At 75.2% G+C, this 20,568-nt stretch carries 16 protein-coding genes; 1 reads left to right on the top strand and 15 read right to left on the bottom strand.

Annotation, left to right across the window (positions count from 1 at the left end):
• Positions 1 to 3 precede the first annotated feature (3 nt).
• Entirely contained in the window at positions 4 to 3,237 is a 3,234-nt protein-coding gene (locus tag KIN34_RS05950; protein WP_214348033.1) for an AfsR/SARP family transcriptional regulator, read from the top strand.
• Between the two features lie 27 nt (positions 3,238 to 3,264).
• Here the strand turns inward: KIN34_RS05950 and KIN34_RS05945 are convergent, their stop codons facing one another.
• The 15 genes from KIN34_RS05945 to dnaK all read right to left on the bottom strand — a co-directional run bounded on the left by KIN34_RS05945 (position 3,265) and on the right by dnaK (position 20,545).
• Positions 3,265 to 4,374: a hypothetical protein gene (locus tag KIN34_RS05945; RefSeq protein WP_214348030.1), complete on the bottom strand. Its 1,110-nt coding sequence runs from the start codon at positions 4,372 to 4,374 to the stop codon at positions 3,265 to 3,267.
• Positions 4,371 to 5,465 (bottom strand): VWA domain-containing protein, encoded by a 1,095-nt coding sequence (locus KIN34_RS05940; RefSeq protein ID WP_214348027.1) that lies wholly within the window; start codon positions 5,463 to 5,465, stop codon positions 4,371 to 4,373. The genes KIN34_RS05945 and KIN34_RS05940 overlap by 4 nt, the downstream gene beginning before the upstream one ends.
• Entirely contained in the window at positions 5,462 to 6,505 is a 1,044-nt protein-coding gene (locus KIN34_RS05935) for a vWA domain-containing protein (RefSeq protein ID WP_214348025.1), read from the bottom strand. The genes KIN34_RS05940 and KIN34_RS05935 overlap by 4 nt, the downstream gene beginning before the upstream one ends.
• Complete coding sequence (locus KIN34_RS05930; RefSeq protein WP_214348022.1) at positions 6,502 to 6,996, bottom strand: hypothetical protein; 495 nt, start codon at positions 6,994 to 6,996, stop codon at positions 6,502 to 6,504. Before KIN34_RS05930 ends, KIN34_RS05935 begins: the two co-directional genes overlap by 4 nt.
• Positions 6,983 to 8,005, bottom strand: coding sequence for a DUF58 domain-containing protein (locus tag KIN34_RS05925; protein ID WP_214348020.1), 1,023 nt, complete (start codon positions 8,003 to 8,005; stop codon positions 6,983 to 6,985). The genes KIN34_RS05930 and KIN34_RS05925 overlap by 14 nt, the downstream gene beginning before the upstream one ends.
• A gap of 9 nt (positions 8,006 to 8,014) precedes the next feature.
• A complete protein-coding gene (locus tag KIN34_RS05920; protein WP_307858107.1) occupies positions 8,015 to 9,007 on the bottom strand; it encodes an AAA family ATPase in 993 nt (330 codons plus the stop codon).
• A gap of 90 nt (positions 9,008 to 9,097) precedes the next feature.
• Positions 9,098 to 9,934, bottom strand: a complete 837-nt coding sequence (locus KIN34_RS05915; RefSeq protein ID WP_214348017.1) for an ABC transporter permease — start codon at positions 9,932 to 9,934, stop codon at positions 9,098 to 9,100.
• The gene (locus KIN34_RS05910; protein WP_214348015.1) at positions 9,931 to 10,932 is read right to left on the bottom strand and encodes an ATP-binding cassette domain-containing protein; all 1,002 of its coding nucleotides are present in this window, start codon (positions 10,930 to 10,932) and stop codon (positions 9,931 to 9,933) included. Before KIN34_RS05910 ends, KIN34_RS05915 begins: the two co-directional genes overlap by 4 nt.
• Before the next feature lie 121 nt (positions 10,933 to 11,053).
• On the bottom strand, positions 11,054 to 12,370 hold the full coding sequence (locus KIN34_RS05905; RefSeq protein ID WP_214348012.1) for an LCP family glycopolymer transferase: 1,317 nt from the start codon (positions 12,368 to 12,370) through the stop codon (positions 11,054 to 11,056).
• A gap of 154 nt (positions 12,371 to 12,524) precedes the next feature.
• Positions 12,525 to 14,804 (bottom strand): SpoIIE family protein phosphatase, encoded by a 2,280-nt coding sequence (locus KIN34_RS05900; protein WP_214348010.1) that lies wholly within the window; start codon positions 14,802 to 14,804, stop codon positions 12,525 to 12,527.
• A gap of 71 nt (positions 14,805 to 14,875) precedes the next feature.
• Positions 14,876 to 16,414: an FGGY family carbohydrate kinase gene (locus KIN34_RS05895; RefSeq protein ID WP_214348008.1), complete on the bottom strand. Its 1,539-nt coding sequence runs from the start codon at positions 16,412 to 16,414 to the stop codon at positions 14,876 to 14,878.
• 144 nt (positions 16,415 to 16,558) lie between these two features.
• The gene (locus KIN34_RS05890; protein ID WP_214348005.1) at positions 16,559 to 16,987 is read right to left on the bottom strand and encodes a heat shock protein transcriptional repressor HspR; all 429 of its coding nucleotides are present in this window, start codon (positions 16,985 to 16,987) and stop codon (positions 16,559 to 16,561) included.
• A 57-nt stretch (positions 16,988 to 17,044) separates the two neighbouring features.
• A complete protein-coding gene (locus KIN34_RS05885) occupies positions 17,045 to 18,019 on the bottom strand; it encodes a DnaJ C-terminal domain-containing protein (RefSeq protein WP_214348003.1) in 975 nt (324 codons plus the stop codon).
• Positions 18,020 to 18,047: 28 nt separating this feature from the next.
• Positions 18,048 to 18,689 carry a nucleotide exchange factor GrpE gene (locus KIN34_RS05880; RefSeq protein WP_214348001.1) on the bottom strand — a complete coding sequence of 214 codons (642 nt, stop codon included), beginning with the start codon at positions 18,687 to 18,689 and terminating at the stop codon, positions 18,048 to 18,050.
• The gene (gene dnaK, locus KIN34_RS05875; protein WP_214347999.1) at positions 18,686 to 20,545 is read right to left on the bottom strand and encodes a molecular chaperone DnaK; all 1,860 of its coding nucleotides are present in this window, start codon (positions 20,543 to 20,545) and stop codon (positions 18,686 to 18,688) included. The genes KIN34_RS05880 and dnaK overlap by 4 nt, the downstream gene beginning before the upstream one ends.
• Positions 20,546 to 20,568 lie beyond the last annotated feature (23 nt).

Below are 20,568 nucleotides of genomic sequence, written 5' to 3'. Positions count from 1 at the left end.
CCCGTGCACGTGACCACGCTCGGCCCGCTCGCGCTCGACGGCACCCCCGTGCGCGGCGAGCGTCTCGCCGCGGTCGTCCGCGAGCTCGTCGCGGCGCGGGGCCGGGCGGTCTCGGTGAGCGCGCTCGTCGACGCCGTGTGGGACGGCGACCCGCCGGAGGACGCCACCGGCGCCGTGCAGGCGCTCGTCTCCCGTGTCCGCCGGCTCGGGCTGGACGTGCGGGCCGTCCCCGGCGGCTACCGCGTCGCCTCCCAGGACCTGCGGGTCGACGCCGACGAGGCCCGTGCCCTGGTCGCCTCGGCTCGCGGGTCGCTCGGGCGGGGCGACCTCGTGGCCGCCGCCGACGAGGCGGCCCGGGCCCGCGCGCTGCTCCCGGCCGTGCCCGAGGACCCGGCGGCCACCCACCTGCTCGCGGACGCCGCGGACGTCACGGCCCGTGCGGCGCTCGCGTCCGGCGGCCCCTACGACGAGACCGACCTGCGGCTGCTGGCCGAGCGGACCCCGCCCGACGAGCCGTCCGTCGCGCTGCTGGTGCGCGTCCTGGCCGCCCAAGGACGTGACGCCGAGGCCGTCGAGGTCGTCGAGCGGCTGCGCCGCGAGCTCGCCGAGCGGTACGGCACGGACCCGTCACCGGTCGTCGCGCAGGCCCACCTCGCGCTCCTGCGGGGCGAGCTGGGTCCGACGGGCGCCCCGCCCCGCGCCGGGCTCCCACCCGCACTCTCCACTGCCGACCACCCACCCGCAGGCCACCCACCTGCAGGACACCCACCTGCAGGACACCCACCTGTCGTGCACCTGCCGGCCGCGTGGCGCCGGCCCGCGGGCGCGCTCGTCGGACGCGAGCGGGACGTCCAGGCGGTCACCGCCGCCCTGCGCGCCGCCCCGGTCGTGACCGTGGTCGCCACGGGCGGGGCGGGCAAGACCCGTCTGGCCGCCGAGGTCGCGCGGCGCGCGGCCGAGCGGGGCGACCAGGTGCACGTCGTCGAGCTCGCCGCACTGCGGGCCGGTGACGACGTGCTGCCCGCGGTGCTCGGCGAGCTCGGCGGCGCGGAGAGCGTCCCGACGACCGGTGACCTGCGCGCCGACCGGCGGGCGATCCCGCGCGCGGACCGGCTGCGCCTCGCGGCGCAGGAGCTCACAGGGCTCGTCGTGCTGGACAACTGCGAGCACGTCCTTGCCGACGCCGCGCGCGTCGTGGCGGAGCTGCTCGACGTCGTCGGGCCGGACGTCACGGTGCTCACGACGTCGCGCGCGCCGCTCGGGCTCGTCGGCGAGCAGGTGCACCGCCTGAGCGCGCTGCCCGACGAGGAGGCGCTCGCGCTGCTGCACGCCCGCGCCACCGCCGCGCGCGCGGACCTGGTGTGGGACCGCGACGCCGCGGTCGAGCTGTGCCACCGCCTCGACAACCTGCCGCTCGCGCTCGAGCTCGCCGCGGCCCGACTGCGCTCGATGCCCGTCGCGGACGTCGTCGCCGGGCTGGCGGACCGGTTCGCACTGCTCGACGACGCGCTGCGCGGCCTGCCGGAGCGCCACGCGAGCCTGTGGGCGATGGTCGACTGGAGCCGCGAGCTGCTGCCGGCGGGGCAGCGGGACCTGCTCGAGCGGTTGGCCGTCGCGCCGGCCTCGTTCACCGTGCCGCTCGCCGCGCGCATCGGCGGGATCAGCGACGCGCAGGCGCGGCGCGACGTCGCGGACCTGGTCGACCAGTCGCTGCTGACGCTCGACGACGCCGGCCCGGGCCCGGCGCGGTACCGGATGCTGGAGACCGTCCGCGAGTACGGCGAGGCGCGGCTGACGGCCTCGGGGTCGCGCGACGCCGCGGTGGAGGGGCTGGTCGCCTGGTCCGCCCGCGAGTCGACCGACCTCGCCGACCGGCTCACGGGCCACGACCAGCTCGCGGCGCTCGCGCGCTGCGGCGAGGAGCAGGAGACGTTCGTCGCCGCGCTGCGCTGGGCGCTGCGGCGGGACGACGAGGCGTCCGCGGTCGAGGTGGCCTCGGCGCTCTTCCACTGGTGGACGATGCGCGGGCTGCACGTCGAGGTCGTCACCTGGGCCGAGCGCCTCCTGCGCGTCGCGGACCCGGCCGCGCGCCGACGCTCGGTGCTGCTCACCGGACCCGCGCCCGGCTCCCGGCTGCCGGACGGCGACGTGACCGTCTCGGTCATGGTCGAGTGCACCGTGAACAGCGGCGTGACCTCCTCGCTGCGGCTCGCCGCGCTCGCCGGCCGGGTGCTCCGCCGGGTCATGCGCGAGCAGCGGGCGCAGGTGGGCCCGCGGATGACCGCGCTCGCGGACGCGCTCCCCTCCCTCTCCTCGCCCACGCCGGACGCGCTGGAGAACGCCGCGGCGGCGCTCGTCGCCCACGCCGACACCTACGTCCGCGGGCTCGGCCTGTTCCTGCGCGCCGCGTGGCGCGAGAACGGGGGCGACACCCTGTCCTCCGCGCAGGACGCCCGCGAGGCCTTCGCGCTGTTCGAGCGGGTCGGGGACCACTGGGGCATGGGCATGGCCGCCCAGGGCGTCGCGCAGTGGTCCGCCACCGCCGCCGCGCCGGACGCCGTCGCGTGGCTCGAGCGCGGCATCGAGCACCTCGAGCTCGTGGGCGCGGCGCAGGACGCCCGCCGCCTGCGCGTGCTGCTCGACGTGCAGCGCGCGGTGGACGGCGAGCGTGACGGCCTCGCCGCGCTGCGCGAGGTGGTCGACTCCCCGCAGGCGGACGTCGCGGACCGCGCGCAGGCGCTCGTCGGGCTCGCGCTCGTCGCGCTGCACACCGGGGACGACGACGAGGCGCGCCGCCTGGCGCTGCGCGCCGCGGAGGTCGTCGCGCAGGACGCGTCCCCCGTCCCGCAGGGCCGCGTCGTCATCCGGGTCGCCGCGGCGGTCGTCGTGCTGCAGGCGGGCGGGCCGGGCATCGCCGAGGCGGCCGCGATCCTCGCCGCGACCACCGCCGACGTCCTGGAGCTGCCGGACATGCCCGTGGTCGGCTCGTACGCGCTGGGTGGTGCGGAGCTCGCGGCACGGCGCGGGGACGACGAGACCGCGCTCGAGCTGTGGGCGCTCGGGACGCGGCTCGGCGCGAACCTCGCCACCGTGTCCTTCACGCTGGGCCGGGCCCGCTCGCTCGCGGGCGAGTCCGTCGGCGAGCGGGGCGAGCGCCGCGTCGCGGAGCTCCGGGACCGCCCGGCCACCGAGGTGGCACGCATGATCGTCGAGCGGATGGCGTCCGTCCTGGCCTGACGGCGGCCGCGCCCGGGGACGGGTGGGTCACCAGCCCGAGCGGGTGCCGCCCGGCTGGTCGCCGCCCGTGCCGTCGCTCCCCGGCTCCTCGCCGTCCTGGCCCGACGAGCCGTCCTCGTCGCCCGTGCCCCCCGCCTCGCGGTTGCGCTCGGCGAGGGCCTCCTGGCGCTCCTCCTCGGTCTGCGGCGCCGGGGACTCCTCGTCCTCGCCGGCCGCCTGCCGCGCGAGCGCCTCGGTCTGCTGCGCGAGGTCGTCCGCCTGCGCCATCTTGTCCTCGAGCCGCTGCCGCTGCTGGTCCTGCTCGTCCTGCCCGTCCTGCCCGTCCTGCCCGTCCTGCCCGTCCTGCCCGCCGCCCGACGAGGGCTGCGGGGTCGGCTGGTCGGTCGGCTGGTCGGTCGGTTGCTCACTGGGGTCGGTGCTGGGGTCGGTGCTGGGGTCGGAGGTCGGCGGCGGCGTCGGCTCGGGCGACGAGGCCTGCGACGCGCACAGCGGCTCGGCGGCCGCGTCCGCGGCGTACGCGTACTGGTCGCGCGCGTCGCGCATGAGGTACGCCGCCCAGTCGAGCTCCTCGGCGCTGCTCGGCTCGTCGGCGCCCTCGTACGGCGGCTCGAACAGGCTCTCGTCGTACGGCTCGCCGGCCGCCCGCGCGGCCTCCGCCTCGACGAGCGCCTGGGCGCCCTCGAGCGTCTCCTGCGCGTCGGCCACCTGCTCGTCGCCGTACCCCTCGAGCGCGAGCGCGCGGTTGGTCTGCACCTGGCAGCGGTACGCGTCGGGGACGGACTCGAGCGCGGTGTCGAGGTCGTCCACGGCGCTCCAGTACAGCTCGTCGCGCAGCGCGGCCGTCCCCGCGTTGTAGTAGCCCTTCCAGCTCTCGACCGGGTTGCCGCGCACGTCGCGGAACTCGAGCCACGCGGTGGACCAGTCCTCCTCGTCGTACGCCTCCATGGCGGTCCGGAACCCGGCACCGGCGCCGAGCATGAAGACGCCGAAGACCACCGCGACGACGATCGGCACGGGGCTGCACCACAGCAGCACGCGGCGGGTCACCTGCCGTCGGGTCAGCGGCGGCTTGCGGCGCGGGGTGCGGTTCTGGTGCGCGGCGCGCTGCGCGCGCGTGCCGTTGTTGCGCGCGTTCACGGGCGCCTCCCTCGCCGGGGCCACCAGCGCGCCGGCGACCAGCGGGCGGGCCACCAGCGCGCGGCCCACCAGGCCGGTCGGCGCACCGCGCGCGCCCACCCGAGCGCCTCCCCCGCGAGGAGCACCGCGGCGGCGAGCGCGAACGGCCAGACGACGTCGTGCGTCGTCGTGACCTCGTCGGGCACCGTGGTCCCGGCCACGAGGCCAGCGAGCAGGTCCTGCGTCGGCTCGACCCCGGTGCGGTGCACGTACGGCACGCCGAGCGCGTCCGCGACGGACCGCAGCGCGGTCTCGTCGATCCGCGACACGGCCGGGCCGCCCGTCGCGGGGTCCTCGATCAGCGGGGCACCGGGGTCGTCGGTGCCGTCGAACGCCGTCATGGTCGCGCCCTCGGGCGTCCCGTACCCGAGCACCGCGCCGCCGTCCACCAGGCCCGCGACCGTCGACCAGTCCCCCGTGCTCTGCCCGTCCGTCGGCCCGTCCGTCTCCTCGCCGTCGGACAGCACGAACACGTACCGCGAGGCGTGCGGGGACCGCTCGCGCGCGGTGGTCAGGACGCGCTCCAGCACGGCGACGGGCGTCGCGAGCGACGAGCCGGTCGAGCTCGCGGTCACCTCCTGCGTCACGGTCGCTGCCCACGCCGCCACCGCGTCGCCGTCGGTCGTCAGCGGCAGCTCGGTCGACGCCTCGGACGCGAACCCGATCACGCTGTAGCCCGCACCGGGCACGTCGTCGGCCAGCGAGACGGCGTCGATCCGGGCGCCGTCGAGCCGCCTCGTCGTCGGCACGTCCTGCGTGCCCGGCGGACGCGGCAGCTCCGGCCCCGGCCCCCAGTCCTGCGCCGCCATCGAGCCGGTCCGGTCGACGACGACGTACAGCTCGACGCTCGGCCCCGACCCCGCGACCTGCTGGGTGACCAGCGTCGCGGGCGTCAGAGCCACGACGCCGACGAGCACGACGAGCGCGGCCCGCCGCCACCACGAGGCGCCGGCCCGGGCGCCCGCGCGCACCGCCTCCAGCACGCACAGCACGACGAGCGGCGCGCCGATCAGCAGCACGAGCCACGCGGGGACCACCTGCCGCCACGTCACGAGCGCAGCCTCCAGCCGACCAGGACCACGAGGGCCGTGAGCACCGCGAGCGCCGTGATCCACCCGTCCTCGTCGTCGACGACCACCCGCTGCGGGTCCGCGTCCATCTGCACCTGCTGGTGCGCCTGCACGTCGGCGACGACCTCGTCGACCGCCCCCGGCTCCGTCACGACGAACATCCGCCCGCCGGTCTGCTCCGCCACCACCCGCAGCTGGGCGCCGTCGCCGTCCACGACGCCCTCGTCGGCCGGGTACAGCGCGTAGACCTCGGCCCCGCGCGCGACCGTGAGGTCCGCGGCCTGCTCGAGCGAGTACACGGGCTCGCCCGCCAGATAGTTGTCGGTCGCGAGCAGCACGGAGCGCGAGCGGTCCACCGCGACCTGGTCGAACGCGAGCGCGCACGTCGCGAGGCCGTCGCCGATCAAGGAGGCCTCGCCGTCGATGCCGTCCGTCCCGGCGAAGAAGTCGAGCACGGCGTCGACGTCGTCGACGTCACCACCCTCCGAGAGCGTCACGGCGTCGCGCATCGCGAGCCGCGCGGTCTCGAGCTCCCGGCGCACCAGGTCGTAGTCGTCGGTCAGCGGGAAGACGGTGCGCGAGGTGGAGTTCCAGACGGACAGCGCGATGCGCTCGCCCTCGAACGAGTCGACGGCCGTCTCGAACGTCTCCACCACCTGCTCGCCGTACGGGAGCATCGAGCCGGACACGTCGAGGCACAGCACGATGTCCCGGTTCGCCAGCACCTGCGGACGCGTCTCCACCCGCTGCGGCTGCGCCACGACCACGGCGCAGGCCCCCGCGGCCGCCAGGATCGCGAGGGCGCCGAGCACGCGCAGGACGCGGTACCGCACGAGCCACCCGCGCAGCGCCGGCTCGCGCAGGAGGCCGTCGACGTTGGCCACCCGCACCCCGCGCCGGTGCCGCCGCAGGAGCCCGACGAGCACGCCGACGACGACCAGCGCCGCGACCGCCGTGAACGCCCACGGCCGGAGCGTCACCGCCGCGGGCACGCCCCAGGCGGGCCAGCTCGTCGCGCTCACCACGTCGTCACCACCTGCCGCGCGTCGCGCAGCGCCACCTTGCCGCTGCCGCGGGAGACCGGCCCGAACGCGGGGCTGGTGGTGCGCTCGAGCAGCGAGACGATGCGCGCGACGCGCGGGTCCCGGCGCGCGTCGGCCTCGGTCATCGCGGCGGTCGCCGCGCCCGTGCGCACGGCCGCGAAGTCCCGCAGCACGTCCCGCAGGCCCAGGGCGAGGCCGCGCGTGTCGATCTCGCCGGCACGCACCCGCCGCTCGAGGTCGTCGATCCGCGCCAGGTGCGCCGCGCGCGCGGCGGCGTACGGGTCGGTGGGGGTGGCCGCCGCGGGCGGCGTCGGCGCGGGCCGCGGCGCGGGCGGCCGGTCGCCCGGACGGCGCCGCGTCAGGAGCACGATCAGCACCGGCAGCCACACGACCGACAGCAGCAGGAGCACCCCGATCGGCGTCCAGTACCAGGCGTAGGCGACCGGGTCGGCGATCTCAGCGGCCCCCACGGCGCTGCCTCTCGAGCAGGGCGACGAACTCGTCCAGCGCGTCGTGCGTGCCCTCGACCACGACCGACGGGATGCCGAGCGACGCGAGCAGCGCGGTGGTGCGGTCGTGGCGCGCGACGCGCGCGCGGTGGGCGGCCTCGACCGCACGGCGTCGGCCGCGCAGCAGGCCGGGGAGGACCGCGCCGGACTCGGCGTCGACGACCGTCCCGCGCCGCACCCTCGTCGGGCGTCCGCGCTCGCGCGCCGACGACGAGCCGACGAGCCGCCCCGGAGGGCCGGCCGCGACGTCCCAGGCGAACGCGTCCGCGTCGGCGACCTGCACGACGAGCACCGCGTGCCGGGTGCGGAGCCGCGCGAGGGCCGCGCGCGCCGCCTCGTCGGGCCGCGCCTCGTCCGTCACCACGACGACGAGCGAGCGCTGCACGGTCTGCCGCATCGCGCGGTCCAGGAGCCGCGGCAGGTCCCCCGGCGGCGCCGCGGGGTCGAAGGTGCGCTCGAGCCGGCGCAGGACCACCTCGAGGTGCGTGCGGCCCGCACGCGCGGGCAGGTGCTCCACGCGCCCGGCGTCGCCCGCGACGAGCGCGACGCGGTCACCGCGCTGCTGCGCGACCTGCGCGACGATCGCGACGACGTACTGCGCGACCTCCGCCTTGTCCTCACCGCGCGCGGCCGTGGCGCTCATGTGGCGGCCGGTGTCGACCACGAGCACCACCGCGACGTTGGAGGTCGCGACGTACCGCTTCACCACCGGCGACCCGGTCCGCGCGGACGCGCGCCAGTCGATGTCGCCGACGTCGTCGCCGGGCTGGTAGACCCGCAGGTCGTCGAAGTCCTGGCCGTGCCCCCGGTACACCGACCGGTGCTGCCCCTCGAGCAGCCCCGTCGCTCGTCGGACCAGCGGCAGCGCCAGCCGGGAGCGCACCGCGGACAGGCGCGCGCGGGCCGACGGCAGCCCGGCGGACCCGCGGGGCGACGGACCGGGAGGGGTCCCGGGCAGGGGAGGCGTCATCGGCAGGCGTCAGGGCACCGGGACCACGTCGAACACCGAGTCGATGATCGACTCGGGCGTGATGCCGTCCGCCAGCGCGTCGAACGTCCGCACCAGGCGGTGCCGCAGGACGGCGTGCCGCAGCGCCCGGACGTCCTCGGGCGTCACGTGCGGGCGACCGTCCATGAGCGCGACGGCCTGCGCCACGCGCAGCAGCGCGATCGACCCGCGCGGGCTCGCGCCGACGCGCACCAGACGGTCCAGGCCGGGCACGGGCTGCGGCCCGCGCAGGCGCGTGGTCCCGACGACGTCGACGACGTAGCCGCGCACGGAGTCGGCCACGTAGACCCGGTCGACCAGGCCCTGCAGGAAGCGCACGTCGTCGAGCGTCAGCGGGTCGCCGCTCAGCTCGCGCGTCATCCGGCCGTCGGAGATCCGGGCCAGGATCTCGAGCTCCTCGGTGCGCTCCGGGTAGTCCACGACCTCCTTGAGCAGGAACCGGTCCATCTGCGCCTCGGGGAGCACGTACGTGCCCTCCTCCTCGATGGGGTTCTGCGTCGCGAGCACCAGGAACGGCTCGGGGAGCTTGTGCACCTCACCGGCGATCGAGGTCTGCCGCTCCTGCATCGCCTCGAGCATCGCCGACTGCGTCTTGGCCGAGGAGCGGTTGATCTCGTCCAGCAGGACCACGTTGGCGTGCACGGGGCCGAGCTGCGTGGTGAACGTCGAGGTCCCGTAGTTGAAGACCTGGGAGCCGACGATGTCGTTCGGCATGAGGTCCGGCGTGCACTGGATCCGGTGGAAGCTGCCGGAGATCGCGGCGGCCAGCGTCTGGGCCGCGGTGGTCTTCGCCAGGCCCGGCACGGACTCGAGCAGGATGTGCCCGCCGCACACGAGCGCCGCGACCATCGAGGTCCGCAGCTCCGTCTGCCCGACGACGCGCTGCCGGAACACGCCGTACACCCGGTCGAGGAGCGCGCCGGCGCGCTCGAGGTCCTGGGATCCGATCCGCTGGCTCGCCACGCCCGCGAGGGTAACGGAGACGGACGACGCACCCGGTCGTCGTCCGCGGCAAGCGAGCGGACGACGACCGGGTGACGGGTGTTGCGCGGCTCAGACCTTCTTGCGGTAGGCGCGCAGCGCGAGCGGCATGAAGACCGCGACGAGACCGACGCACCAGGCGAGGGTCCACCAGACGTGGGTGCCGATCGGCGTACCGAGGAACAGCCCGCGCATCGAGTCGACCAGGTGGGTCAGCGGGTTCACGTCGACGAACCCCTGCATCCAGCCCGGCAGGTCCTCGGTCTGGACGAACACGTTGGAGCCGAACGTCAGCGGCATGACCAGCAGGAACATCACGCCCTGCACCGCGCCGGAGGTGCGGACCTTCATCCCCACCCACACGCTGACCCAGGACAGCGAGACCGCGAACAGCACGGCCAGCGCGCAGCCCGCGAGCGCGGACAGCACGTTCGTCTCGATCCGGAAGCCCATCACGTAGCCGGTGGCGATCGTGACGACCGCGACGATCACGTAGCGGACCACGTCGCCGACGACGGCCCCGACGAGGGGCGCGGAGCGCGGGATCGGCAGCGACTTGAACCGGTCGAAGATCCCCTTCTCCATGTCGGTGTTGAGGTTCACGCCGATGGCGATCGCGCCCATGGCGATGGTCTGGCCGAGGATGCCGGGGAGCAGGAACTTGAGGTAGTCCCCCGTGCTGCCGGCGACCGCGTTGCCGAAGATGGTGACGAAGATCAGCAGGAAGATGATCGGCTGCAGCGTCACGTCGATCAGCGCCTCGGGCGTGCGCCAGGTCTTGATGAGGCTGCGCTTGGCGAGCGCCGCCGAGTGCCGGACCAGCGGGAACGGGCGGCGGCGGACCGTGGCGGCGGGGGCCGGGCCGGGGCGGGCCGGCTGCGTGGTCCGGTCGAGCGTCGTGGTGGTCATGCCGCCACCTCCTTGTCGGTGTCGGTGCCGGCGCGGTTGTCGGTGCCGTCCTCGTCGGACGCCGTGCGGCCGGTCAGCGTGAAGAAGACCTCGTCGAGGCTGGGCAGGTGCAGCGAGAGCTCGGTGACGGCGATGCCCGCGCTGCCGAGCGCCGACACGGTCCGGACCATCGCCGAGTCGTCCGCGACGGGGACCGCGAGCATGCCCTTGCGGATCTCGTCCGCGGCGGCGCCCGTGCTGACCTGGGAGAGGATCTGCGCGGTCTCGGCCAGGCGTGCGGGGTCGGACGGGCGGACCTCGAGGGTCTGGCCGCCGACGACGCGCTTGAGCCCGTCCGGGGTGTCGTGCGCGATCACGCGGCCGTGGTCGATGACCGTGATCTCGTCGGCCAGCGCGTCGGCCTCCTCGAGGTACTGCGTGGTGAGCAGGACCGTCGAGCCGTCGGCCACGAGCGAGCGGACGACGTCCCACATCGCCTCCCGCTTGGCGGGGTCGAGGCCCGTGGTCGGCTCGTCGAGGAAGATCACGTCCGGGCGTCCGACGAGGCTCGCGGCCAGGTCGAGGCGGCGGCGCATGCCGCCGGAGTACGTCTTGGCGGGCCGGTCGGCGGCGTCCGCGAGGTCGAACCACTCGAGCAGCTCGCCGGCCCGGGCGCGGGCGCCCTTGCGGCCCAGCTCGAGCAGCGTGCCGAACAGCACCAGGTTCTGCCGGCCGGTCAGGTCCTCGTCGACGGACGCGTACTGGCCCGTCAGGCCGATCGTGTGCCGGACCTTCTCGGCGTCGCGCACGACGTCGAGGCCGTTGATGCGGGCCGTGCCCGCGTCCGGGGTCAGGAGGGTGGACAGGATGCGGACGCTCGTCGTCTTGCCGGCGCCGTTGGGGCCGAGCACACCGAGCACGGTGCCCCGGGGGACGACGAGGTCGACGCCCTGCAGGGCCTTCGTCTCGCCGAAGTGCTTCACGAGGCCCTCGGCCTCGATCACCAGGTCTGAAGTCATGGCAACAGCGTGCGGGCGGCGGCTGACACGGCGCCGACACGCGCCTGACACGGGAGTCCGGCACGCGTGACGTGCGGCGCCCTCCGACGCACGTGCGCTCGCGGGCCGCGCGCGTCCGTCGCTACCGATGACCCTCCGGTCCACACGTCGGGGCTGTCGTCGGAGGGGCCGGGCGGGTCCGTCCTGGCGCCGTGGGCGCTGCCGAGGCCGGCACCTCGGTGGTGGGCCGGTCGGTGGCGCGCCGGTCGTTGGTGGGCCGGTCGGTGGTCTCGGCGGTGGACCCGGTGGTGGGCTGAGCGGGCTCGTCGGTGATCGGCTCGTCGGACCGGATGCGCGCCCACAGGTCGTCCGCCTCCTGCGTCCACAGGACGCGGTTCCCGTCGGGCGCGTCGACGACCGGGACCATTTGGCGCCCGACCACGTCGAGATCGCGCAGGCTGTACGCGAGCCCCAGGATGGTCCGCGGGTCGGCGAGCTCCGGGCTCACGCTCAGCGACCGCGCGACCGCGTCGAGGACCCGGAGGAGCGCCACGGGGTCGGCCAGCAGCTCGTCGGACCGGATCTTGGCGGTGAGCGCGTCGATGAGCTGCTGCTGACGGCCGATCCGCGCCAGGTCGGAACCGAGCTCGAGCCCGTTGCCGGTGCCGCTCCGCGCGCGCAGGAACTGGATCGCGGTGCGGCCGTCGAGGTGGTTCCAGCCCTGGTCGAGGACCAGGTGGCCCGCCTTCTTCGACTCCATGCGCTCCGGGAGGCAGAGGTCCACGCCCTGCAGCTCGTCGATCACCGCGGACACGCCGTCCATCTTGACCACGACGCTCGCGTCGATCCGCACGTCCGTGGCCTGCTCGACCGTCGTGATGACGCACGCCGCGCCCGCCGCGAGGTCCTCCTGCGGCCCGCCGCCGAACGCGAGCGCGTCGTTGAAGATGTGGTGCGGTGCGGCGGCGCTGCGGGTGCCGTCCGCCCGACGGCACGACGGGATGTCGACGAGCGAGTCACGCGGGATCGACACGACGTCGACCCGGCTCCGGTCGGCCGAGACGTGCACGACCATCGTCGTGTCGTTGTGCATCCCACCGACGGTCCCGCCGATGTCCGCGTTCTCGCCGTCGCGCATGTCCGTGCCGACGACGAGCAGGTTGACCGCCCTGCCGTCGAACCCGTCCGTCGGGTCGACCGCGCCCGTGGCACCGGCGACCGTGGGGCGGGGACCGTCGAGGAACCGGGCCGTGTCCGCGACGTCCACGCTGGTGCGCAGCCGGAGCACGACCGCCCCGGCCGTCGAGGCGGCGAGGGCGACCGCCGTGAGTGCCACGAGGGCCGCCACGCGCCAGGTGCGGCCGGCGGCGCCCTCGGTCCGGGCGTGCCGCGGGTTCGTCGGCCGGCCGACGCGTCGATGGCGTTCCTGCAGGTCGCGGGCCGGTCGCGGTCTCGTCATGCCCGAACGCTGCCAGGTGCGGGGGCCCGCCCGTGCGGTGTGCTGAGGAGGCAGCGGACAGAGTTCGCGGACGTGCTGTGAAGAGGCGGGACCGGGACCGGCGTCAGGCCGGTCAGGTCAGGTTCAGGTCAGGTTCAGGTCGGGTCAGGTCAGGTCAGGTCAGGTCGCGGCAGAGCAGGAGGATCGTCACGTCGTCGACCGAGTCCGGGTCGCTGCACTCGCGCACCACGTCGTCGATGTCGACCGGACGCGTGGGATCCGGCCGTCGGAACGCCTCCACGAGCCGGGCGAGGCCCGCGCGCAGGTTCGTGGACCGCGAGTCGACCAGGCCGTCGCTGTACAGGACCAGGCCGCCACCGGGCTCGATGGTCAGGTGGTGGGTGGGCGGGGTGCCCGTCCCGACGCCGAGCGGCCGGTCGACCGGGCTGACCACGAGCTCCGCGCCCCCGACGGCGTCGAGCAGCAGCGGACGGGGATGACCGGCGATCGCGAGCTCGGCCTCGCCGGTCGCGACGTCGACGGCCGCGACCACCACGGTCGCCATGTCCGTGGCCATCGTCCGGCGCGCGACGAGGTCGGCCCAGCCCAGCGCCTGCGCGGGGCTGTCGCCCCGGATGAGGAACGCGCGCAGGGCGTTGCGGAGCTGTCCCATCGCGGCAGCCGCGGACAGGCCGTGCCCCGCGACGTCGCCGACGACCACGGCGTACCGGCCGTCGGGGAGCTCCAGCGCGTCGTACCAGTCCCCGCCCACCCGGCCGCCGGGCGCCGGGACGTAGCGCGCGTGCGTCTGCCAGCCGTCGACCCGCGGCAGGGCCGCGGGCAGCAGCGAGCGCTGCACGGTCTCGGCGGACGTGAGCGCCCACCGCGTGCGCAGCAGGAGCGTCTCCAGCAGGCGACGGCGCAGGTCGGTGGCCGAACGGATCTCCTGCGCGGTCCACGGCGTGCTCTGGCCGCGCACCGTCTCGGTCCACTTCTCGAAGGACTTGCGCGGGCTGAGCCGGACCTCGTCGCCCTCGCGCCGCGCGATCGCCTTGTTGTGCGGGTCGCCGCCCCAGCTCACGTCCCGGACGGCCTCGTGCCGCAGCCACACCACGGCCCGGTCCTCCGGCAGCCGGACCGCGAGCAGCCCCGCCACGCCGGGCAGGGCCGCGGCCAGCGCCGGCTCCTGGCTCCCCAGCGCGGTGCGCGCCGTCAGGTCCTCGGGCTGCTCCGCGATCCACCGCAGCAGCGGCGTCGGGTCGTCCGGCACCGTGCCATCGGCGTCCCACGTGCCGTCACCGAAGACGACCACGCCCTGCGCCGGCATCAGCTCGAGCAGCGAGACGTTGGACGGCGAGTGCCCGACGAGCGCCTCGGCGAGCGTGTGCTCGGCGTCTCGCGAGGCGATCAGGAGGCTCACCATCGTCGCCTCGGCGTCGAGCGCGCCCTGCAGCTCGTCCTCCTCGGCCCGCGCGACCAGCCGCAGGGACAGCGAGGAGCCCAGGAACTCGGCCGCCGCGCGCACGCCGTAGGGCGGGTGGTGCGGGCCGGAGTAGTGGTGGCACGCGATCAGGCCCCAGAGCCGCCCGTCCCGCAGCAGCGAGATCGACATCGAGGCGGCGACGCCCATGTTGCCCAGGTACTCGCAGTGGATCGGCGAGACGCTGCGTAGCACCGAGTGCGTGAGGTCCAGCGGCTGCCCCGTCGGACCGTCGAGACCGGGGACCAGCGGGGCCGGGGTGTACCCGACGTCCGCGATCAGCCGGATCCAGTTCTTCTCGTACAGCGCGCGCGCCTGCGGCGGGATGTCGCTCGCGGGGTAGTGCAGCCCGTAGAAGGAGTTGAGGTCCGCGCGCTTGGCCTCGGCCACCACCTCGCCGTTGTACTCGGCGTCGAAGCGGTAGATCATCACGCGGTCGAAGCCGGTCAGCGACCGGACCTCCTGCGCCGCGACGTCGTACAGCTCCGCGAGCGAGCTGCTCGCGCTCAGCCGCTCCATGGCGTCCCGCACGGCCTGGTACGTGTTGGGGAAGGAGAACGGCCGCGGTCCGCTCGACGCCTCGAGCTCGACGACGAGCAGCGTCCGCTCCCCGACGACCACCCGGTGCAGCACCGCGTCCATCTCGAGCGGGCCACCCGCGGTCGCCGCCGTGACGACGATCGGGTTGCGGGCGCGCAGGTTGCCGAACGTGAGCACGTGCGTGCCGATCGCGTCGCTCGCCTCGGGGCCCAGTACCCCGGCGAGCGGCTGTCCCAGCACGTGGTCGACGGTGAGCCCGAGCAGCTCCTCCACGTTCGCGGACACGTGCTCGACGATCAGGTCCGGCTCCGTGACCGCCAGCAGCACCCCGTGCGGCTGCACCGACCCCGGGACGTGGATGGGCTCACGCGCGCAGTTGTCGAGGTCGACGGGCTCGCCGGGTGCGAGCAGACCGGAGGCCCCCGGTTCGCCCATGCAGCTGATCTCCGTCCCGTCCGCCGGCCGCACCCGTGCTCTCGACTGCGGCGACAGAAAGGTAACCCACGTCAGGGCGCCGTGGCCGCCGCGACGAACCGGGCGAGCCACGCCTCGGCGTCGGCCGGCCCGACGGCGCCGCGCGGGCCGCGCGGGCCGGTCGGCACCGTGGCCGGCGTCGACGCCGCCAGCACCGGGGCCACGCCGACCAGCCCCGCGCGCTCCGCCGCGAGCAGCGCCGCGCCCGCCGCCACCGCCTGCGGCTCGTCGACCACCGTGAGGGGCACGGGCGTGCACCACCTCTTGACCGCCGCCCACGCGGGGTTGGTCGCCACCGGCCGTCCGAGCACCCGCACCGCCCGCGGCGCGGCGCCCGCGAGCGCCGCCTGCTCGTCGAGCATCCAGCGCGCGTGCAGGGCCGCGCCCAGCAGCACCCCGCGCACCGCCGCGACCGGGTCCGCGGGCACGGGGCCCAGCGCGCGGAGCCGGGCGGCGGGGTCCGGCCGGGGCGTCTGGCGTCCGTGCAGGTACGGCAGCACGACGAACGCGCCGTCGACCGCTGCGTCGACCACCTCGTCGACGACGAAGGGCACCGACGCCGCCGCGCGGACGCGGTCGCGCTCGTCGTGCGCAGGCTCGTCGTGCGGGTGCTCGTCGTACGGGTGCTCGTCGTGCTCGCGGCCACGCGGCCCGACGACCTGGTCCAGCCAGGCCTCGACTGCCCCGCCCGCGCTCGACGATCCCGCGACCAGCGCCGGGCGGTCCCCGCGGACCGTGCGCACCAGGCTCATCCCCGCGGCGGCGACCGGCCCGGGCTCGGGGTCCCGCGGGAGCACGGTGCACACGACCTCGGTGGTGCCGACCGAGTCGGCGACGTCGCCCGGGCCGCGCACCCCGGCGGCGAAGGCGCCGACCGCGTGGTCGTGCCCCGCCACGGTCACGGGTGTGCCGACGAGCAGCCCGAGCGCCGTGAGCGGTCCGGCGCGCAGTCCCACGTGCGCGCCCGGGGCCAGCACCGCCGGCACGTGCCGGGCGCCGAGCCCGACCTCGCGGAGCAGCGCGGCGTCGAACCCGTGCGGCAGGTCGCCCGGCCGGCCCAGCCGGTAGGCCATGGTGCGGCCCGCGAGGGTGTGGTCGGTGACCAGGCGCCCGGTCAGGCCGAGCACGACGAGGTCGGCGGCCCCGGCCCAGCGGCCGCCCGCGTGCAGCACGCCCTGGCCGTGCTCCGCGAGCCACGCCCACGTCGCGAGGGGCACCTTGGCCGAGGCCCGCACGCCCGTCGCCGCGAACAGCTCGCCACGCCCGAGCCGCTCCGCGAGCGCCCGAGCCTGTGCGTCCGCGCGGTGACCGTCCCACCGCAGCCAGTCGCCGCGGGTCCGCCCGTCCGGCCCGACGGGCACGCCGGTCTCGGCCATCGACGCGACACCGACCGCCTCCGGCCGCGGCCCGGCGGCCACCACGCGCCCGGCGAGGTCGGCGACCAGCGCGTCGACGTGCGCTGCGGCGGGCGTCGGGGCGGCGGCGATCCCGAGCACCACGGCGCGGTCGACGTCGACGAGCGCGACCTTGGTGCTGGTGGTGCCGACGTCGATCCCGAGCGCGGTGGTCACCCGACGATCCTGCCCGAGGTCCGTCGGGCGGGTCCGTCAGGCGCCGAGCAACGCCCGCGAGCACGTCGGTCGTCGCCGACCTCGTCGGGAGGGACGGACATGCGCCCGCGGGACCGGCGTGCTCGCGGGGGTCGACGGCCGACGTCAGCGGGCCGAGGGGCGCCACAGGACGACCGCGCCGGCGGCCGTGATCGCGCGGGGCTGCTGGGGCGCGCGGGGCTGGCGGGCGACGCGGCGGGTGGCCACGACGTCCCCGCGCGGGTCCGCGGTGAACACGCGGCGCGTGGGCTCGACGAACGAGCGCAGGTACTCGACCTGGCGGCCGAGCCGCTGCACCTCCGCCTCGAGCTCGAGGATCCGCTTGATGCCCGCGAGGTTGACGCCCTCGTCCTGCGAGAGCCGCTGCACCTCGCGCAGCGTCGCGACGTCGCGCAGCGAGTACCGCCGCCCGCGGCCGGACGTGCGGCTGGGCGACACCAGGCCGAGCCGGTCGTACTGGCGCAGCGTCTGCGGGTGCATGCCCGCGAGCTCGGCGGCGCGCGAGATGACGAACACGGGCTGGTCCTCGTTCACCGCTCGCCTCCTCGTCGCCCGCTCGTCGTCCGGCTCGTCCCGCTCGTCGGCGCCGGGTCAGCGCCGCGAGCGGGACATCAGCTCGGCGCGCACGTCCTCGCCCGAGGTCGCGATGCCGAACGCCTGCACGGCCTCGCGGGCCGCGTCGGAGAGCCGCTGCGGCACCACGACCTGCACGGTCACCAGCAGGTCCCCGGCGTCCTTGGTGGGGTTCGCGGCGTCCTTGCCCGGCACGCCGCGGCCCTTGACCCGCAGCGTCCGGCCCGAGGGCGTGCCGGCCGGCACCTTGACCCGGACGGTGTCGCCGCCCAGGGTCGGCACGTCGATCGTCGCGCCGAGCGCGGCCTCGTCGAACGCGACCGGGACGGTCAGCTTGAGGTTGCGCCCGTCCAGCGCGAAGACGGGGTGCGGCTGCACCCGCACCGTCACGACGAGGTCGCCCGCCGGGGCTCCGGGGTCACCGGGACGCCCCTTGCCGCGCAGCCGGATCTTCTGGCCGTCGCGCACGCCGGCCGGGATGCGCGCGTTGACCGTGCGCCCCTCGACCTGCAGCGAGACCGTCGACCCCTCGACCGCCTGCCGGAACGGCAGCTCGACGACCGCGGACAGGTCCGCGCCCGGCTGCGGGCCGCGCTGGAACCCCCCGCCGCCGAACATGCCGCCGAGGATGTCCTCGAACCCGCCCGCGCCGCCCTGCGAGTAGCGCACGCGCGAGCCGCCGCCACCGCCGAACATGCCGCCGAGCACGTCCTCGAACCCGCCGGCGCCGCGGCCGCCCGCCGTGAAGCGGGCGCCGCCGGCCATGGCGCGGATCTGGTCGTACTGCTGGCGCTGCTCGGGGTCCGAGAGCACCGCGTAGGCCTCGCCGACGTTCTTGAACTCGGCCTCCGCCTTCGCGTCTCCCGGGTTGTGGTCCGGGTGCTTCTCACGCGCGAGCTTGCGGTACGCCTTCTTGATGGTGGTCGCGTCGGCGTCCTTGGAGACGCCGAGCACCGCGTAGAAGTCCTTCTCCAGCCAGTCCTGCCCGGTCACCGCGCCTCCTCCCGTCCTGTGCTCGTCGTCAGCTCTCCGGGTCCACCACGGCGACGCGCGCGGCCCGCAGGACCCGGTCCGCCGTGCGGTAGCCCGGCTGCAGCACCATCTGCACGGTCGAGACGGTGACCTCCGACGAGTGCGCGTGCATGAGCGCCTCGTGGATCGCCGGGTCGAACTCCTGGCCCGCCTCGCCGTACCGCTCCACGCCATACCGGCCGATCGTCGCCTCGAGCTTCTCGGCGATCGACGCGAACGGGCCGCTCAGGTCGCCGTGCTGACGGGCGAGCTCGATGTCGTCGAGCACCGGGATCAGCGCCTCGACCACGCTCGCGACGCCGCGGTCGTGCGCGGCGGACGCCTCGGTCTTCGACCGCTTCACGTAGGCCGAGTACTGCTGCTCGAGGTTGAAGTACGCCGCGTTGGCGCGCTGCAGCTCCTCGAGCCGCTCTGCCGCGAGCTTCTGGGTCTCCACGAGCCCCTCGAGCACGACCTCCTCCTCGCCGGCCTGGGCCGCCGCCTCGGCCTCGGCGAGGACGGCCTCCTCCGGCGTCGGCTGGCGCAGCTCGCCCGTCTCGGGGTCGATGCGCCGCTTGTCGGTGAACCGCGTCGGCTCGGGGGACTCCCCCGGGCCCTGCTCGGGCCCGGGGGTCGTCGGCTGGTCGGTCACTTCTTGTCGTCCTCGTTCTCGTCGTCGACGATCTCGGCGTCCACCACGTCGTCGTCCGACGAGGCGGGGGCGTCCGTGGGCGCGTCCGCCGGCGTCTCCGTCTGCGACTGCGCGTAGATCGCCTCGCCGATCTTCTGGGCGGCGGTCTGCAGCTCGGTCGTCTTGGCCTTGACCGCGTCGGTGTCCGTGCCCTCGAGCGCGGTCTTGAGCTCGCCGACCTTGGCCTGGACCTCGGTCTTCACGTCCTCGGGCAGCTTGTCCGCGTTGTCGACGAGCAGCTTCTCCGTGGAGTAGACGAGCTGCTCGGCGGAGTTGCGGGCCTCGGCGTCCTCACGGCGCTTCTTGTCCTCGGAGGCGTGCTCCTCGGCCTCGCGCACCATGCGCTCGATGTCCTCCTTGGGGAGGGCCGAGCCGCCGGTGATCGTCATCGACTGCTCCTTGTTGGTGCCGCGGTCCTTCGCGGACACGTGCACGATGCCGTTCGCGTCGATGTCGAACGTCACCTCGACCTGCGGGATGCCGCGCGGCGCCGGCGCGATGCCGGTGAGCTCGAACGTCCCCAGCGGCTTGTTGTCCCGCGCGAACTCGCGCTCGCCCTGGAACACCTGGATCAGCACCGACGGCTGGTTGTCCTCCGCCGTCGAGAAGATCTCGCTGCGCTTGGTCGGGATGGCCGTGTTGCGCTCGATGAGCTTGGTCATCACGCCGCCCTTGGTCTCGATGCCGAGGCTCAGCGGGGTGACGTCGATCAGCAGGACGTCCTTACGGTCGCCCTTCATGACGCCGGCCTGCAGCGCGGCACCCACGGCGACGACCTCGTCGGGGTTCACGCCCTTGTTGGGCTCGCGGCCGCCGGTCAGCTCCGTGACGACCTCGGTCACCGCGGGCATGCGGGTCGAGCCGCCGACGAGCACGACGTGGTCGATGTCCGAGAGCTGGATGCCCGCGTCGCGGATGACCGCGTTGAACGGCGCCTTGGTGCGGTCGAGCAGGTCCTTGGTCATCTCCTGGAACTTGGCCCGGGTGAGCTTGGTGTCCAGGTGGATGGGGCCGTTCTCGCTCATCGACAGGTACTGCAGGCTGATGTTGGTGCTGGTCGCGGACGACAGCTCCTTCTTGGCCTGCTCCGCCGCCTCGCGCAGACGCTGCAGCGCGATCTTGTCCTTCGACAGGTCCACGCCGCTCGAGTTCTTCACCTCGGTCACCAGGAAGTCGACGATCCGGTTGTCCCAGTCGTCACCGCCCAGGCGGTTGTCGCCGGAGGTCGCGCGCACCTCGATCGTCGAGAAGCCGTCGTCGTCCTTGCCGACCTCCAGGAGGGACACGTCGAACGTGCCGCCACCGAGGTCGAAGACGAGGATGAGCTCGTCCTCCTTGCCCTTCTCCAGGCCGTACGCGAGCGCGGCCGCCGTGGGCTCGTTGATGATGCGCAGGACGTTGAGGCCCGCGATCGCACCGGCATCCTTGGTCGCCTGGCGCTCGGCGTCGTTGAAGTAGGCCGGGACCGTGATGACCGCGTCCGAGACCGGCTCGCCCAGGTACGCCTCGGCGTCCCGCTTGAGCTTGCCGAGCACGCGCGCGGAGATCTCCTGCGGCGTGTACTTCTTGTCGTCGATCTCCACCGTCCAGTCCGTGCCCATGTGGCGCTTGACGGACGTGATGGTGCGGTCGACGTTGGTGACCGCCTGGCGCTTCGCGATCTCGCCCACCAGGACCTCGCCGGTCTTGGAGAACGCGACCACCGACGGCGTCGTGCGCGACCCCTCGGCGTTGGCGATGACCGTGGGCTCGCCACCCTCGAGGACGGAGACGACCGAGTTCGTCGTGCCGAGGTCGATGCCGACTGCTCGTGCCATGTGCTGTGCCTTCTTTCGCTTCG

It is taken from the genome of Cellulomonas fulva (genome assembly GCF_018531375.1).
Taxonomy (GTDB): Bacteria; Actinomycetota; Actinomycetes; order Actinomycetales; family Cellulomonadaceae; genus Cellulomonas; species Cellulomonas fulva.
Note: the sequence above shows the minus strand (reverse complement) of the source record. Positions and strands in the feature narration are given on the sequence as shown.

What these genes read in the sequence shown, in the direction of transcription:
- dnaK (WP_214347999.1), bottom strand. Translation starts at nt 20,545, where the DNA reads ATGGCACGAGCAGTCGGCATCGACCTCGGCACGACGAACTCGGTCGTC.
- KIN34_RS05925 (WP_214348020.1), bottom strand. Translation starts at nt 8,005, where the DNA reads ATGACGCCTCCCCTGCCCGGGACCCCTCCCGGTCCGTCGCCCCGCGGG.
- KIN34_RS05900 (WP_214348010.1), bottom strand. Translation starts at nt 14,804, where the DNA reads ATGGGCGAACCGGGGGCCTCCGGTCTGCTCGCACCCGGCGAGCCCGTC.
- KIN34_RS05915 (WP_214348017.1), bottom strand. Translation starts at nt 9,934, where the DNA reads ATGACCACCACGACGCTCGACCGGACCACGCAGCCGGCCCGCCCCGGC.
- KIN34_RS05905 (WP_214348012.1), bottom strand. Translation starts at nt 12,370, where the DNA reads ATGACGAGACCGCGACCGGCCCGCGACCTGCAGGAACGCCATCGACGC.
- KIN34_RS05910 (WP_214348015.1), bottom strand. Translation starts at nt 10,932, where the DNA reads ATGACTTCAGACCTGGTGATCGAGGCCGAGGGCCTCGTGAAGCACTTC.